Source organism: Nocardia bovistercoris, from assembly GCF_015674855.1.
GTDB classification, from domain to species: domain Bacteria; phylum Actinomycetota; class Actinomycetes; order Mycobacteriales; family Mycobacteriaceae; genus Nocardia; species Nocardia bovistercoris.
In genome coordinates this window covers 519,183-532,851 of sequence record NZ_JADMLG010000003.1, presented here as the reverse complement: position 1 = coordinate 532,851, position 13,669 = coordinate 519,183, and the positions used below count along the sequence as shown (strand labels likewise).

Annotated in this window: 12 protein-coding genes; 9 read left to right on the top strand and 3 right to left on the bottom strand. The window is 66.7% G+C overall.

Going from position 1 to position 13,669, the window contains the following annotated elements:
• The first annotated feature begins 1 nt into the window (after nt 1).
• From IT779_RS10470 to IT779_RS10455, 4 genes are read left to right on the top strand one after another with little or no spacing between them, the layout of a single operon-like run.
• Complete coding sequence (locus IT779_RS10470) at nt 2-1,003, top strand: MlaD family protein (RefSeq protein ID WP_196149028.1); 1,002 nt, start codon at nt 2-4, stop codon at nt 1,001-1,003.
• Nucleotides 1,000-2,019 carry an MlaD family protein gene (locus IT779_RS10465; protein WP_196149027.1) on the top strand — a complete coding sequence of 340 codons (1,020 nt, stop codon included), beginning with the start codon at nt 1,000-1,002 and terminating at the stop codon, nt 2,017-2,019. The genes IT779_RS10470 and IT779_RS10465 overlap by 4 nt, the downstream gene beginning before the upstream one ends.
• Entirely contained in the window at nt 2,016-2,975 is a 960-nt protein-coding gene (locus tag IT779_RS10460; protein ID WP_196149026.1) for an MlaD family protein, read from the top strand. The genes IT779_RS10465 and IT779_RS10460 overlap by 4 nt, the downstream gene beginning before the upstream one ends.
• 25 nt (nt 2,976-3,000) lie before the next feature.
• Nucleotides 3,001-3,639: a hypothetical protein gene (locus tag IT779_RS10455; protein WP_198428341.1), complete on the top strand. Its 639-nt coding sequence runs from the start codon at nt 3,001-3,003 to the stop codon at nt 3,637-3,639.
• On the opposite strand, the gene IT779_RS10450 is transcribed toward IT779_RS10455, so the two are convergent.
• Nucleotides 3,614-4,225, bottom strand: a complete 612-nt coding sequence (locus tag IT779_RS10450; RefSeq protein WP_196149025.1) for a TetR/AcrR family transcriptional regulator — start codon at nt 4,223-4,225, stop codon at nt 3,614-3,616. The two genes, IT779_RS10455 and IT779_RS10450, sit on opposite strands and share 26 nt — an antisense overlap.
• Before the next feature lie 202 nt (nt 4,226-4,427).
• On the opposite strand from IT779_RS10450, the gene IT779_RS10445 reads away from it, so the two are divergent.
• From IT779_RS10445 to IT779_RS10425, 5 genes are all read left to right on the top strand, one after another.
• On the top strand, nt 4,428-4,832 hold the full coding sequence (locus IT779_RS10445; protein WP_196149024.1) for an SCP2 sterol-binding domain-containing protein: 405 nt from the start codon (nt 4,428-4,430) through the stop codon (nt 4,830-4,832).
• 42 nt (nt 4,833-4,874) lie between these two features.
• A complete protein-coding gene (locus IT779_RS10440; RefSeq protein WP_196149023.1) occupies nt 4,875-6,410 on the top strand; it encodes an acyl-CoA synthetase in 1,536 nt (511 codons plus the stop codon).
• A 34-nt stretch (nt 6,411-6,444) separates the two neighbouring features.
• Nucleotides 6,445-7,704 carry a cytochrome P450 gene (locus tag IT779_RS10435; RefSeq protein WP_196149022.1) on the top strand — a complete coding sequence of 420 codons (1,260 nt, stop codon included), beginning with the start codon at nt 6,445-6,447 and terminating at the stop codon, nt 7,702-7,704.
• A gap of 61 nt (nt 7,705-7,765) precedes the next feature.
• Nucleotides 7,766-9,157, top strand: a complete 1,392-nt coding sequence (locus tag IT779_RS10430) for an aldehyde dehydrogenase family protein (protein ID WP_196149021.1) — start codon at nt 7,766-7,768, stop codon at nt 9,155-9,157.
• A 486-nt stretch (nt 9,158-9,643) separates the two neighbouring features.
• Nucleotides 9,644-10,852, top strand: coding sequence for a diguanylate cyclase domain-containing protein (locus tag IT779_RS10425; protein ID WP_196149020.1), 1,209 nt, complete (start codon nt 9,644-9,646; stop codon nt 10,850-10,852).
• A gap of 170 nt (nt 10,853-11,022) precedes the next feature.
• On the opposite strand, the gene IT779_RS10420 is transcribed toward IT779_RS10425, so the two are convergent.
• Nucleotides 11,023-12,774, bottom strand: coding sequence for a caspase, EACC1-associated type (locus IT779_RS10420; protein WP_196149019.1), 1,752 nt, complete (start codon nt 12,772-12,774; stop codon nt 11,023-11,025).
• On the bottom strand, nt 12,771-13,121 hold the full coding sequence (locus IT779_RS10415) for an effector-associated constant component EACC1 (protein WP_196149018.1): 351 nt from the start codon (nt 13,119-13,121) through the stop codon (nt 12,771-12,773). Before IT779_RS10415 ends, IT779_RS10420 begins: the two co-directional genes overlap by 4 nt.
• Nucleotides 13,122-13,669 lie beyond the last annotated feature (548 nt).

The window sequence follows — 13,669 nt, the reverse complement described above, 5'->3', positions numbered from 1 at the left end:
GATGTCGCGTAGATATGGACGAATGCTGCGTGCGGGCGCCGCGGGCACGGCCGCCTTGGCGGTGACCGTAGCGGGGTACTGGGTCAGCGGGGACATCACGCCCGACCACCGCGCCGGATACTGCGCCGAATTGCCCGACGCGGCGGGTCTGTACGCCGGGAATCCGGTGACGCAGATGGGGTACCGGGTCGGTGAGATCGAGCGGGTCGAGCCGAAAGGCGAACGAGTTCTCGTATCGTTCGTGCTCGACGGCGGGCGGCGGTATCCGCTCGACGTCAAGGCGGTGACCCGCTCGAAATCGCTGCTGGCCGACCGCAGTCTGGAGCTGGTCGGCAACTACGATACCGGTCCGGAACTGGTTGCGGGACAATGTATTCCACTCGCGCACAGCTTCACACCGAAGAGCATCGCCGAGATCGCGGGCTCCGCGGCCGATTTCATCGACGCCCTGGCCCCCGAGGACAGCGAAGGACTGCGCGCGGCCGTCATCGGGCTCGACGACGCGCTGCGCGGCAACGGCGACAACGCGCGGGCGATGCTGCTGCACGCCTCGGCCGCGGCGAGTGACCCGGACCGGCTTGTGGCCGACATCGGCGCGAGTATCGAGAACATGGCGCCGTTGACCGAGGACGCACTGCGGCACTGGGCGACGATCCGCTCGATCATGGACCAACTCCCCACGGTGGCCGCGGTCGGAATAGATCTGTGGCCGAGCGTCGAACAGGTCGCGCGCGGCGTCGGGTGGCTGACGGCGGTGCTGTACGACATCCAGCGCAATTACGGCGCGGAAATCTGGCCGTTCGCGAAAGGGACGGTCGCCGACGTGGTCCATCTCGCCGCGACCAGGTCCGGGGATCTGGCCGAGCTGCTCGACACGTTGCCCGCCGCGGCCGCCGTCCTGCGTCAGCAGAGCGCCGACGCGGCGCTCACCCTCGAGTACGACGGGCGGACGGGGACAGCGCTCGGATTGTTCGACCTGATCATCGCGGAGGCCAACCGATGAGGCGAACCGCTCGGATGCGCGACGCTGTGGGTGCGGCGCTGATCTGCTGCGCGGTTCTCGGTGCCGGAGGATGCTCCCTCGGGCCCGAGGATCTGCCCTCGGTTCGCGCAGGCATCGATGACGGCTACGAGATCACCATTCGTTTCGACGGAGTCATGAACCTGCCCTCGGGCGCCGAGGTGACCCTGGACGGCTACCAGGTCGGCGTGGTGCGCTCGGTCGAGGTGACCGACACCGCGGCCGTGGTGACCGTGCGGGTGCGAGCGGGCACGGACGTGCCGGTCGAGGTGCGTGCGGTGATCCGGCAGAACACCCTGCTCGGCGACACCTACATCGCCCTGCTCCGGGACGGGAACGATACGCGGACAGCGTATCTGGGGCCGGGCGGTGTAGTCCCGGTGGAGCGGACCACCGCGCCGCCGCAGCTCGAGGACACCATGGCGGTGCTCGCTTATTTCGTCAACGGCGGCAGCATCCGGAAGGTCCAGGACACCATGGGCACGGTCGACTCCGTCCTGCCCGCCCTGCCGCAAGTGCGGAATCTGGCGGCCGTGGTAGCGACCGACCTCGATGACCTGGCCCGCGACACCGACGAGATCGACCGGTTGCTGACAGGGGCGAACGCCACCGCCGTCGCGGTGGGCGACCGGTCCGATGTGCTGGCCCTGATGTTCGCCCCTGCCGACTCCCACACCGGTGCGTACTACTGGCAGCGCTGGGCGGTGAGCATCGTCTCCTACGTCAGTCTGGTGCTGCCCTCCATCGGCAGCATCTTCGAAGGCGGGCTGTGGTTGGTGCCGATGCTCGACGCGCTGGCCGACACCGGTGCGGTCATTCGCGGGGTGTGGGATCAGGCCCCGTCGACGTCGGCGAAGCTGGCGCACTTCCTGCGCATGAACGTACTGCCGTTCCTGGCCCGCCCCGGCGTCGACATCACCTCGGTGGAATCCGCCGACGGCGTGCGACTCGTCGCCGATATGGAGCGGGTGCTGCGCATGCTGGGAGCGGTGAAATGATGCTTCGGACCGGGCTTTCGATTCTCGGCATGCTGGCCGTCGCGGCGACCTCGATCGTCTGCGTCGACCGGCTCGGCCTGGAGACGGGGGCGTTCGACCACGTCCGTACGGCCGAGATGGCCTTGCCCGACACCAACGGACTCGTGGTCGGCTCGAAGGTGCTGTTGCGCGGCGTGCCCATCGGATATGTCACCGACATCTCGCCCTACCCGGACCGCGTCGACGTGTCGTGGAGCTATGACCGCGACTACGACATACCGGTGCGCAGCCGCTATCGCGTGGACAATCTCTCCGCGCTGGGCGAGACCTATCTCTCGGTGCTGCCCGCGACATCCTCGGGACCGTATCTGAGCGACGGCGCCACCGTCGATCCCGCGCTGGTGGTCGTCCCGACCACGTTGCAGGAACTGTCCGCGCGGCTGACCCGGCTGCTGCGTCAGGTCGAACCGGATCGGATCCGCGACATCTTCGCCGTGCTGAATGTCGCGCTGCCGGAGGAGGTCCGGGTACTGGGCGATCTGGAACGGGCGGGGCAGCTGCTCGCGCACGCGGTGACGGCGCAATCGGGCAACCTGACCACGCTGCTGCGCACCATGCAGCCGCTGCTGCTCGACAGCGCCTGGCTGCCTGGCGATCTGGCGGGCGCGGGCCCGAATCTCGCCCCGTTCGCACGTGGGTTCTCCGACATGATCGACGGAATGCATTTCGCGGTCGAATTCGGCCCGCTGCGCGACGGGATCAAGTACGGGGCGGGCCCTTTCCTGGACGAGGTGCAGGCGTTCCTCGACCTGACGGCCGACGACCTCGGAATCATCGGCGCGCGACTGCTGCCGGGTACGCGAGCGGGCGCGGCCGCGCTGCGCGGCGTCGATATCGGCCGATTCCTGGACAACGCGCTGGCGGCCACCGCCTCCGGGGACGCGATGACCATCCATATCCGTTCGCCGCGTAGATGATTCGGCGACAAGTGAGGAAGTACTGATGACCGAGAAGACAGCGGTGCGAGCCGATACGGTCGACGCCGAACCGGACACCGCGGCCGAGCCGGAACACGTGCGGGCGGTGACGGGCCGAAGCAGACGGATCGCGAGTTCGTCGATCCAGGTCAGGACCCTGTTGACGGCCTGCATGATACTCGCGCTCGTCGCGGCCGTCGCGGTGCTCGGCTACCAGGTCAACGCCAAGAACGGCGACCTGGCCGCCGAGCGATCCGCGGCCGCGGACGCCGCTCGCGCCGAGCAGGTCGCCACCGCGTACGCCCTCGGCGCGGCCGAGATGGATTTCCACGACCTGGCGGCGTGGCGCGGCAGGCTCACCGCCGGAACCGCACCCGAGCTGACCGACCGGCTCACCCGTGCCGCGACCTCCATGGAACAGATCATCACGCCGCTGCAATGGATCTCCACGTCGAAACCCATCGCGGCGAAGGTGCGTTCACGGCACGAGGGGATCTATTCGGTGGATTGCTTCGTCAGCGTGCTGACCAAGAACAGCCAGGCGCCGGACGGCATCGAATCGACCGCCGCCTACCAGCTCACCATCGACAGCCGCGATCAATGGGCGATCACCGAGATAGGCGGTTCCGATGTGGGTCTCACTCCCGGCGCTTCGCCTCGGTAGCGGCGGCGGGCGCAGCCGTCCTCCCGGTCGTGCGCTGCCGCTCACGCCGCCGCGCGAATTCGTCGAGCAGTCGGGCCAGCGCCCATTCCAGCGGTGCGGTGTCGCCTTCGCCCGCGTCGAGTTGCTGATATCCGACGAGCAGGTAGGTGCCCCACTGCGCATGGCGCAGCGCCTCCTCGTCGTCAGCGAAGACCTGGCGTGCGGCGGCGAGCACGACCTGGCGGCGTTGCTCGTCCACCGCCCGCTGGATCGCGGCGACCTCGGCATCGACGGTGCTCCACACCCGGATGGCGGCCTCGGCGCGGTGCGGCAGCGAGACCGCGAAATGCAGCAGGGCGTCGAGCTGGTCGATCGGGCTGTCGAGTCGCTGGACGAACTCGACCAGCTGCGTCGTGCTCCTGGCCAGCCAGTGGTCGAGGAACTGCGCGGTGAAGTCGCGCCAGTTTTTGAAATAGTGATAGAAAGACCCCGTCGTGACGCCGAGGTGTTCGCAGACCGGTGCGAGCTTCAACGCGCCGTACCCCCGGCTGGACAACAGGGCGAACGCCGCTTCGAAATAGTTCTCCCTTGTGGCGATGGCTGCCATGATCCTCCGTGGTAGACGGTCCGCACCTTGTGGCATAAGTCGACTTATGTCTACGATACCCCTACTCCACTCGGCGCCGGAACCGCGCCATCGCAACCGCGCCCGCGTCGCATTACCCGTGCCCTGCCGCGAAGGCGGAGTGGAAATTAATCGAATCTATATTTCAGCGCGGGCTCTGTCCCGCGCCGCAAAGGAGCCGGAGATGAGCTTCAAGGACGCGGACGAGATCCGCAAATACATCGGCGGAATCTTCGAGGCCGCGTTCGAAGATCCCGAGATCGGGCCGAAGCTGGTCGCCACCGGTGTGGTACTGGCCTTCGAATTCTCCGGTCCCGACGCGGTTCTGGTGATCGACGCACCGGCCCGCGCGGTGCGCCTCGGCGCCGAGCACCTGGCCGGTTCCACCGCCAACATGCGCATGGACGCCGACACCGGCAATGCCTACTGGCAGGGCAAGGTCAACCTGCCCTTCGCCATGGCGCGCGGTCGGATCAAGGTCTCCGGCAATGTCGCGAGCATGCTCAAGCTCGCCCCGCTCGGGTCGCGGCTCTACCCCGTCTACGTCGAACAACTCCGCCGCGACGGCCGCGCGGACCTGCTGGTCTGACCCGCGTCGCGACCGAAATACCGAAGAAGAGGTACCGATCCCATGTTTCCTGGCGTACACGCGCAGACGACACCGGACAAGCCCGCCGTGGTGCTGGCCGGGTCCGGGCGCACCATCACCTACCGCGAACTGGACGAGAACTCCGCGCGCTTGGCGCGCGCTCTGCACGACCTGGGCCTACGGCCGGGCGACGTGCTGGCCATGCTGTCGGACAACGCCCCGGAATGCTTCGAAATCTACTGGGCGGCACTGCGTTCCGGCCTCTACATCACCGCCGTGAACTCGCATCTGACCGCCGCCGAGGTCGCCTACATCATCGACGACAGCGACGCCAAGGCCGTCATCGCCTCCTCGGGTGTCGCCGATCTCGCGCGCGGAGTGCGGACACTGGCGCCCCGGGTCGAGCACTGGTTGGCCTTCGGCGGCCCCGTCGCGGGATACGACCCCTATACCGAGGCGCTCGCGGGCGCGGGGGAGCGGTTGACCGAGCAACCGCGCGGGATCGACATGCTCTACTCCTCGGGGACCACCGGCAGGCCCAAGGGCATCAAACCCCCGCTGCCCACGTTCGCCGTCGACCAGCCGGGCGACCCGCTCACCGCGGTGGTCGGCAAACTCTTCTCCCTCGGTCCCGACGACGTGTACTTGTCGCCTGCCCCGATCTATCACGCCGCGCCGCTGCGCTGGTGCGGGGTGATTCACGCCTACGGGGGCACCGTCGTCCTGCTCGAGAAGTTCACCGCGACGGACGCGCTGGAGGCGATCGAGCGGTTCGGGGCGACCATCACCCAGATGGTGCCGACCATGTTCGTGCGCATGCTGCAACTGCCCGAGCACACCCGCGCCGGCTACGACGTGTCGAGCCTGCGGCTCGTCGTGCACGCCGCGGCCCCGTGCCCGCCGGAGGTGAAGCGGGCCGTCATCGCGTGGTGGGGACCGATCGTGGCCGAATACTACGGATCGACCGAGGGCAACGGTCTGAGCGTGATCACCACCCAGGAGTGGGAGGCCAAACCGGGCTCGGTCGGGCGCAGCATGCTCGGACCGGTCCACATCTGTGACGACGAAGGCGCGGAACTGCCCTCGGGCGAAGTCGGCACGGTGTATTTCGAACGCGAGACGCTGCCGTTCGCCTATCACAAGGATCCCGAAAAGACCGCTACCGCACAGCATCCCGATCATCCGACCTGGACAGCGGTGGGCGATCTCGGCTACGTCGACGCGGACGGCTACCTGTTCCTCACCGACCGCAAATCCTTCGTCATCATCTCCGGCGGCGTCAACATCTACCCCCAGGAGATCGAGAACCTGCTCGCCCTGCACCCGGCGATCTTCGACGTCGCCGTCATCGGCGTTCCCGATCCCGAGATGGGCCAGCAGGTCAAGGCCGTCGTGCAACTGCGTCCCGAGGTCGCGGCCACCGAAGAACTCGCGACCGAGATCATCGACCACGTCCGGGACCGGATCGCCCACTACAAGGCGCCCAAGAGCGTGGACTTCGTGGACCGGCTGCCGCGCACCGCGACCGGGAAGCTCGTCAAACGAGAACTGGAACAGCGGTACGTGCCCGCGCGGTGACCGCCCCATCACTCGATCCCACCGGAGGACTCTCATGACCGCTACCGCGGAACCGACCGTACGTACTTACGATCCGCTCAGCATCTCGCCGTTGGCCTTCTGGTCCGCGACGGCCGAGGAACGCGACGAAACCTTCCGGGTGCTGCGCGCCGAACGTCCGGTGAGCTGGCATCCGCCGATCGAGGGCGCGCTCATGCCGCCGGAGAACGCCGGGGTGTGGGCGGTCACCAGCCACCGGCTGATCGCCGAGGTCAGCAAGAAGCCCGAGATCTTCTGCTCCGGCCTCGGCATCCAACTCGAAGAGGTCCCCGCCGACATCCTCGAAGCCGCCTCGTCGTTCCTGGCGATGGACGCCCCGCGCCACCCCGCACTGCGCCGATTGGTGAGTTCGGCCTTCACGCCGAAACAGATAGCAAAGATCCACGACCAGATCCGTGATCAGGCGCGCGTCATCGTCGACGACCTGCTCGACGCCGGGGACTGCGATTTCGTCACCCAGGTCTCCAAACGCCTGCCCATGTGGACCATCTACGAAATGATCGGATTGCCCGCTTCGCTGCGCGAAGAGGGCGCGCGCATGGCCGATTCGATGGTGGCGTGGGCCGACGAGGAGGTCACCGGAGGCCGTGCGCCGGTCGAGGCGCTCAACGACGCGCTGGTCGGGCTGCTGATGATGGGTATCGACCTGGCCCAGCACCGACGGAACAAACCCGGCTCGGATCTGATGACGAATCTGGTGCAAGCCGAGGTCGACGGCGCGCGGCTGACCGACGAGGAGATCGCGTCGTTCTTCGTGCTGCTTTCGGTGGCGGGCAACGACACCACCCGCAACACCATCACCCTGGGAGCCAAAGCGCTCGCCGACTTCCCGGACCAGCGCACGCTGCTCGCCCAGGATTTCGAAGGACGAATCGGTCCCGCGATCGAGGAGTTCGTCCGCTGGGTGACACCGGTGATGACGTTCCGGCGCACCGCGACTCGCGACACCGTACTCGGCGGCCAGGAGATCGCCGCGGGCGAATGGGTGGCCACCATCTTCTCCTCCGGCAACCGTGACGAGTCCGTCTTCGCCGATCCGCACGTCTTCGACATCACCCGTTCGCCCAACCCGCACCTCGGATTCGGCGGTGGCGGTCCGCATTACTGCATGGGCACTGTCGTGGCCAAGATCCAATTGCGCGAGATATTCGACCAACTGGTGCGCCGCGTGCCGAATCTCCAAGTGGGCGAACCGGATTACATGGTCGGGAACTTCGTCCGCGCCGTCAAACACATGCCGGTCACGCTCCGATGAGCAGCGCTGTCCGACCCCGACCCCGCCGCCTCGCGGCAGGCGGATCACTCATGGAGGTGAGATGTCCACATCGACGACAGGGCCGTCGGTAGCGCCCGCCGAAATCCTCGCCCGTGCCAGGCGCGGCTTCGCCGACGGCCGGACCCGCGACCGGAAATGGCGTATCACCCAGTTGCGCAATATCGTTCGGATGCTGGACGAGCGAGAGGGGCAGATCGCGGCGGCACTGGCCGCCGACCTCGGTCGCGGTCCCGCCGAGGCGTGGCTGGGAGATATCGCCTCCACTCGCGGCGAAGCCTGCTACGCGATCAAACATCTGCGCGGCTGGATGCGCAAACGGCGTCAACCGCTCTCGCTCAACCAGTATCCCGGTTCGGCCTGGATACAGTACGAACCACTGGGGGTCGTGCTGATCATCGGACCGTGGAATTATCCGGTGTATCTGACTCTCGCCCCGCTCGTCGCGGCACTCGCCGCGGGCAACTGCGCGGTCCTCAAACCTTCGGAGCTCGCGCCCGCCACCGCCGCGCTGTTGACCCGCCTCGTGCCCGAATATCTCGATTCGGAAGCGGTATTCGTGATCGAGGGTGACGGTGCGGTGACCCAGGATCTGCTCGCCTGCGGCTTCGATCACGCCCTGTTCACCGGCGGCACCGAAATCGGACGCAAGATCATGGCGGGCGCGGCGCCCCAGCTGACCCCGGTGACCCTTGAACTCGGCGGCAAGAGCCCGGTGGTGGTCACCGCCGACGCCGACCTCGACGTCGCCGCCCGCCGGATCGCCTGGGTGAAACTGCTGAACTCGGGACAGACCTGTATCGCGCCGGACTACGTGCTTGCCGACCGACGGATCCGGGACACGCTGGTGGACAAGATCGTCGCCACCGTGCGCGAATTCACCCGCGAAGACGAAGCGGGCGGACGGCGCATCGTCAACGACCGGCAGTGGGAGCGGCTCACCGGATATCTCGCCGCGACCACCGCGAAGGTGGTCCTCGGCGGCGGCTCGACGAAGGCGACGTCGATGATCGAGCCCACCGTCCTTGTCGATCCCGACCCCGCCGAACCGGTGATGACGGACGAGATCTTCGGCCCGATCCTGCCGGTGCTGTCCTACGACACCATCGAAGAGGCGATCGCCTTCGTCAACGCCAGGCCCAAGCCGCTTGCCGCCTACTACTTCGCCAAATCGTCGCGAACGCAACGACGACTGGTCGACTCGATCGCCTCCGGCGGCGCGGTACTCAACCACGTGGCGATGCACTGCCTGGCGCCGCAGCTGCCGTTCGGCGGCGTCGGCGCCAGCGGCATGGGCGCCTATCACGGACGGTGGGGATTCGAGACGCTGAGTCACCGTAAATCGGTGTTGCGCAAGACCTTCACCCCGGACCTGCGGCTGGTCTACCCGCCCTACAGCGACCGGGACCTGCGGATCATGCGCAAGGTGTTCTGACCGTGTCGCGGGCGCGCGAAGCGTGTCGCGGCGCGATCGGCCGATTCGGACCGGCTCGTCGACGACGCGAACCGGCGCTCCTCGGGGAAGGACCAGCCGGTTTTCGAGATCGTCGCCTACATGCGCGTAACCCCGCTCTGAGGGTGTGAGACCGCGGGTGTCGTCGCCCTGTCACCGGCGCCGGGAACGGATGCTGTCGAGTCGCCGATCCACACCTCGCGGGTCGACGGCACCCGGTCCGAGAAGATGACCATCGGCGGTAGCGCAACGGGTCGGGCCGATCGCCGCGGAGTCGTCGGAAGTTCATCGGGGCTGATGGCGCGGCGTTATGGTGGGTGCGGCGGCGGGGTGGTCGGAGTGGATCGCCCGGATGGCCGTACGAGGATCGGAATGGATGAACTCGCGCGCTCGCGATTGCTGTCACGCTGGACCCGCGCACTCGATGCGACGGCTGTCGCATCGATGCCTGCGGCGTCCGTCGGTGCCGTGCTAGACGATTTGGTCGACTCGGTGGAGCGGTGGCTGAACGTCGAGTCCTTCGACGTCGAGATCGGGGTGCGTATCGGGGCCACGTTGGCCTCGCTTGGCTTCGTCGACGCCGAAGTGCCGCTGATCTCGACGCGGGTGCTCTACGAGCTGGCCGAGCGTGGTGAGCGGGCGGACGGGGGATTGCGCATGGCGATGTTGGCCGCGGCGATCGGTCGAGGGCACGGCATCGAGCCCCTCCGAGCGTCGCTGTCGAAGCCGAGGCGTTCGCTCGCGGATCGGGCCGCGGTGGCGCGCGACGAGGAATTGTTCCACATGGTCTTCGACAATGTCGCGGTGGCGATCGGGATCGCGGACATCGAGGGCACGCTCGTCGAGGTGAACGGTTGTCTGGCCGATTCGGTCGGTCGGTCCGTCGAGGACGTGCGTGGGATGTCGATCTTCGATTTCGCGCACCCGGAGGAGGTCGCCGGAATCCGTCGGTTGGTATCCGAGCGGCTCGTCGCGGAGCGCCAAGGAACCGTGCGGACCGAAAGCCGGGTGCAGCACGCCGACGGTCACTTCAGCTGGCTGGCCTGCTCCATCACCTACGTGCGCGGCAAGAACGGCGACGCCGACTTTCTGCTGGCGGTCGGCCAGGACATCACCAAGCGACACCGCTTGCAGGAGGAACTGCACTGGCAAGCCCGACACGATGTGCTCACCGGCCTACCGAACCGCCGCTACCTGCTCGAGCGAATCGACCGACTGTGTCTGGACGCGGCGACCACGGACCGGGTGGGACTGTGTTACGTCGATATCGATGAATTCAAGGCGATCAACGACCGCTACGGTCACGGTGTCGGTGATCGCGTCCTGTCCGCGGTGGCCACCAGGCTGCGGGAATGCTGCGCCGCCGACGAATACCTGATCGCCCGTCTCGGCGGAGACGAGTTCGTGGTCTTGGTGACGCGGGCCGACGACCGCCGTATCGCCGCGGTCGCCGACACGGTGCTGACCGGCTTCACCCGCCCCATCGTGGTCGATCGCAGGAAGATCCCGGTATCGGCGAGCATCGGCGCGGTGGTGGCCGCCATCTGGGGAACACGGTCGGAGACTCTGCTGGATGCCGCGGACCGCGAACTCTACCGAGCCAAGCGTGACGGCAAGGACCGATGGGCGCTGTGCGTACTCGACGGAAAGAGCCTGTCCGTCGAGCCGACGCGTTGACTCGGTGCAAGATCCCGAACGCCGTCCACACCCAGTCGACGTATCGATCGAAGCCTGCGCCGAATGCCGCGTCGGCGGTCGGTGACCGGGATGCGTCGCCCGCCAGTGCCGCGACCGGACAACCGTCGTCTATGTCGTTGTGTGTAGTCACAGGCGATGACAAGGGCCTGTCAGATGGAACCGTGGGTCCGAGCTGCTTGCGTGTAGGCGGTGCGGAGTGAGCTTCTGGTGGAGAGAGTGTGGGGGTTGTGGGGGCCAAGGACACGTTGTTGTGCGGCAAGAGTTGGTTCGAGGATGTCGATGGCATTGGTGTACCGCTCTGCCTGATGGAAGGCAGCGCCGAGTTCGCTTCTGGTGTAAAGAGTGTCGGGGTGTTCGGTTCCGAGGACGCGCTGTTGTAGGGCAAGGGTCGATTGAAGGATGTCGATCGCGTCGGAATCTCGGTTCGCCAGCCGGTAAGAGGTGCCGAGGCTGACGCTGGTGAACAAGATCTCGGGGTGTTCGGGTCCGACGAGTCGTTGTTGTGCGGCAAGGGTCGATTGGAGGAGGTCGATGGCGTCGGTGTACCGCTCTGCCTGCATGTAGGCGGTGCCGAGGTTGCTGCCGGTGAACAGCGTGTCGAGGCGTTCGGTTCCGAGGACGCGTTGTTGTGTGGCAAAGGTTGTTTCGAGGAGGTCGATGGCGTCGGAGACACGATCCGCTAGCCGGTAGGCGACGCCGAGGCTGCTGGTGGTGTACAGGGTACTGGGGTGTTCGGTTCCGAGGAGGTGTTGTTGTGTGGCGAGAGTTGGCTCGAGGATGTCGATGGAGTTGGCGACCTGGCCCGTTAGCTGATAGGTGATGCCGAGTTCGCTTCTGGTGGAGAGAGTCTCGGGGTGTTCGGTTCCGAGGACGCGTTGTTGTGTGGCAAGGGTTGTTTCGAGGAGGTCGATGGCGTCGGAGACACGGTCCGCTAGCTGATAGGTGATGCCGAGTTCGCTTCTGGTGGAGAGAGTCTCGGGGTGTTCGGTTCCGAGGACGCGTTGTCGTGTGGCAAGAGTTGCTTCGAAGACGTCGATAGCGTCGGCGAACCTGCCTGCCAACCGGCAACTGATGCCGAGTTCGTGGTTGGCGGTCAGAGTGTCGGGGTGGTCGGGGCCGAAGACGATAGTTCGGGCAGTGGGAATCTGTTCGGCTTTCTCGCCAGCCGGTGGGGTGGGGCTCGGGCGGTTGAACAGGATGGTTTGGCCTGCCGTATCCACCGCTCTGCGTTGAGGTCGGGGGTATCCGTGGCGGTGAAGACGTTGTTGGGTATGGGTGTAGAGGTCGTCGAGGATGAGTCCGGGAGTGTCGGTTCCGGCGGCCAGGAGGGCGGCGGTGAAGGCCGTGTTGCGTTGTCCTGGTGGTGCATAAGAGGTTTCGTTGCGGGCGGACGAGGTGATGGTATAGGTACCTGCGATGTCGGCTTGACCGAGGATCGCGTCGGGGCCGTCGGTGAGGGCGTCGAAAGCGCGGCCGGAGAAGCAGCAGTCCAGGATGAGGATTCGGATGGCGGCGGGGCTGTCGAGGATGGTCTCGCGCAGAGTGGCGAACGGTAGGGCGGTGTAGTTGGTGAGGTCGGGGTAAGTGCCGGTCAAGGCCAGGTGGAGTCGGCCGCGGCGGTCGAGGAGACCGTGGCCGGTGTAGTAGACGAGCAGGGTGTCGCCGGCTTGTTCGGCAGCGTGTTCGAGGATTTCGCCGATGTGGGAGCTGCTGGAGGGGTCGGCGACGGTTCGACAGTTGACGGTGTCGAGGGTGCCGCTGGAGCTGGTCAGCAGGCTGTGCAGGTCGGCGAGGTTATTGGCGGCTGCGGGGATATGGGGTAGCCGGTCGTTGTGGTCGTAGGTGCCGACGCCGATCAGTACCGCGCGGGACTGGTCGCGGTCGGGGTAGCGTGCCGTCACTGTGGTGTGTCGGGTGGACCGGCCAGTACTCGGAGTTGGTACGACATTCCGGTGGCGTCGAATCCGATCGTGTCGCCGTTGGGGCGGGTACCGGTGAGGGTGATGTCGGAGCGGCGGGTGGTCAGTGACCCAGCCGGCGCAGCGGCGATGATACCCGCTGTTTCGGAAGCGAGTGCGATGGTCATGATTTCGCTGGGGGCGCCCATGTCGCCTTCGAGGACCATGTTGTGCTGGAGCTGGGCTCGCTCCCGCAGGCTCGCGTCCTCTCGTAGCCAGTCCGACAGCCGCGGGGCGGTATCTGCGCCGCCGCCGGCGCGGATCAGCAGCTGTCGGTCCACATTCGACATGCGTGAGACCCTCCCTGTGTCGTCATCGCGTAGGAAAGAAGCGTAGCGCCACGTCTGGCACCGCACATCACGCGATCGAACTCTGCTCGAGCGCGATGAACGTCGTCCCGGAACTCCTGCGGGTAGGCATGGGCGGTCAATGCTGTGGCGGTGGTTTCCTCCAGCGACAAACGCAGCCCGCACCCGTGAACAGGCGCTCGACGAGCGAGTCGAGTGGTTGCCGGGGGTGATGGCGATGCTCTCACCCGGGCGGATACTCGATGGCGATCACCCTCACCTTGCGATGTGCCGAGACAACCTCGCCGATGTGCAGGAGCATCTCCGCAGGGAGGTCGAGTCCGTGCACGCGGGGCATTCCAGCCGACGATGATTTCCAGTGATCGGGCCGGTCGGTATGGTTGACAACTGGTCCAATAGATCGAGCGCATCCTTGCGCGGATTGTGGCGTCGCGCCGGGGCGCGGTCCCATGCGTGGTAGTAGTTCCAGGTTTCGCCGTTGGCCGGCATCGACTGCGGCCTCGAGTGCGGTGACCTCGTCGCGCCCTGAA

Bases quoted from the DNA above. Each gene is read 5' to 3' on its own strand.
- IT779_RS10445 (WP_196149024.1), top strand. From the start codon at position 4,428: ATGAGCTTCAAGGACGCGGACGAGATCCGCAAATACATCGGCGGAATC.
- IT779_RS10435 (WP_196149022.1), top strand. From the start codon at position 6,445: ATGACCGCTACCGCGGAACCGACCGTACGTACTTACGATCCGCTCAGC.
- IT779_RS10450 (WP_196149025.1), bottom strand. From the start codon at position 4,225: ATGGCAGCCATCGCCACAAGGGAGAACTATTTCGAAGCGGCGTTCGCC.
- IT779_RS10460 (WP_196149026.1), top strand. From the start codon at position 2,016: ATGATGCTTCGGACCGGGCTTTCGATTCTCGGCATGCTGGCCGTCGCG.
- IT779_RS10455 (WP_198428341.1), top strand. From the start codon at position 3,001: ATGACCGAGAAGACAGCGGTGCGAGCCGATACGGTCGACGCCGAACCG.
- IT779_RS10415 (WP_196149018.1), bottom strand. From the start codon at position 13,121: ATGTCGAATGTGGACCGACAGCTGCTGATCCGCGCCGGCGGCGGCGCA.
- IT779_RS10465 (WP_196149027.1), top strand. From the start codon at position 1,000: ATGAGGCGAACCGCTCGGATGCGCGACGCTGTGGGTGCGGCGCTGATC.
- IT779_RS10470 (WP_196149028.1), top strand. From the start codon at position 2: ATGTCGCGTAGATATGGACGAATGCTGCGTGCGGGCGCCGCGGGCACG.
- IT779_RS10430 (WP_196149021.1), top strand. From the start codon at position 7,766: ATGTCCACATCGACGACAGGGCCGTCGGTAGCGCCCGCCGAAATCCTC.
- IT779_RS10440 (WP_196149023.1), top strand. From the start codon at position 4,875: ATGTTTCCTGGCGTACACGCGCAGACGACACCGGACAAGCCCGCCGTG.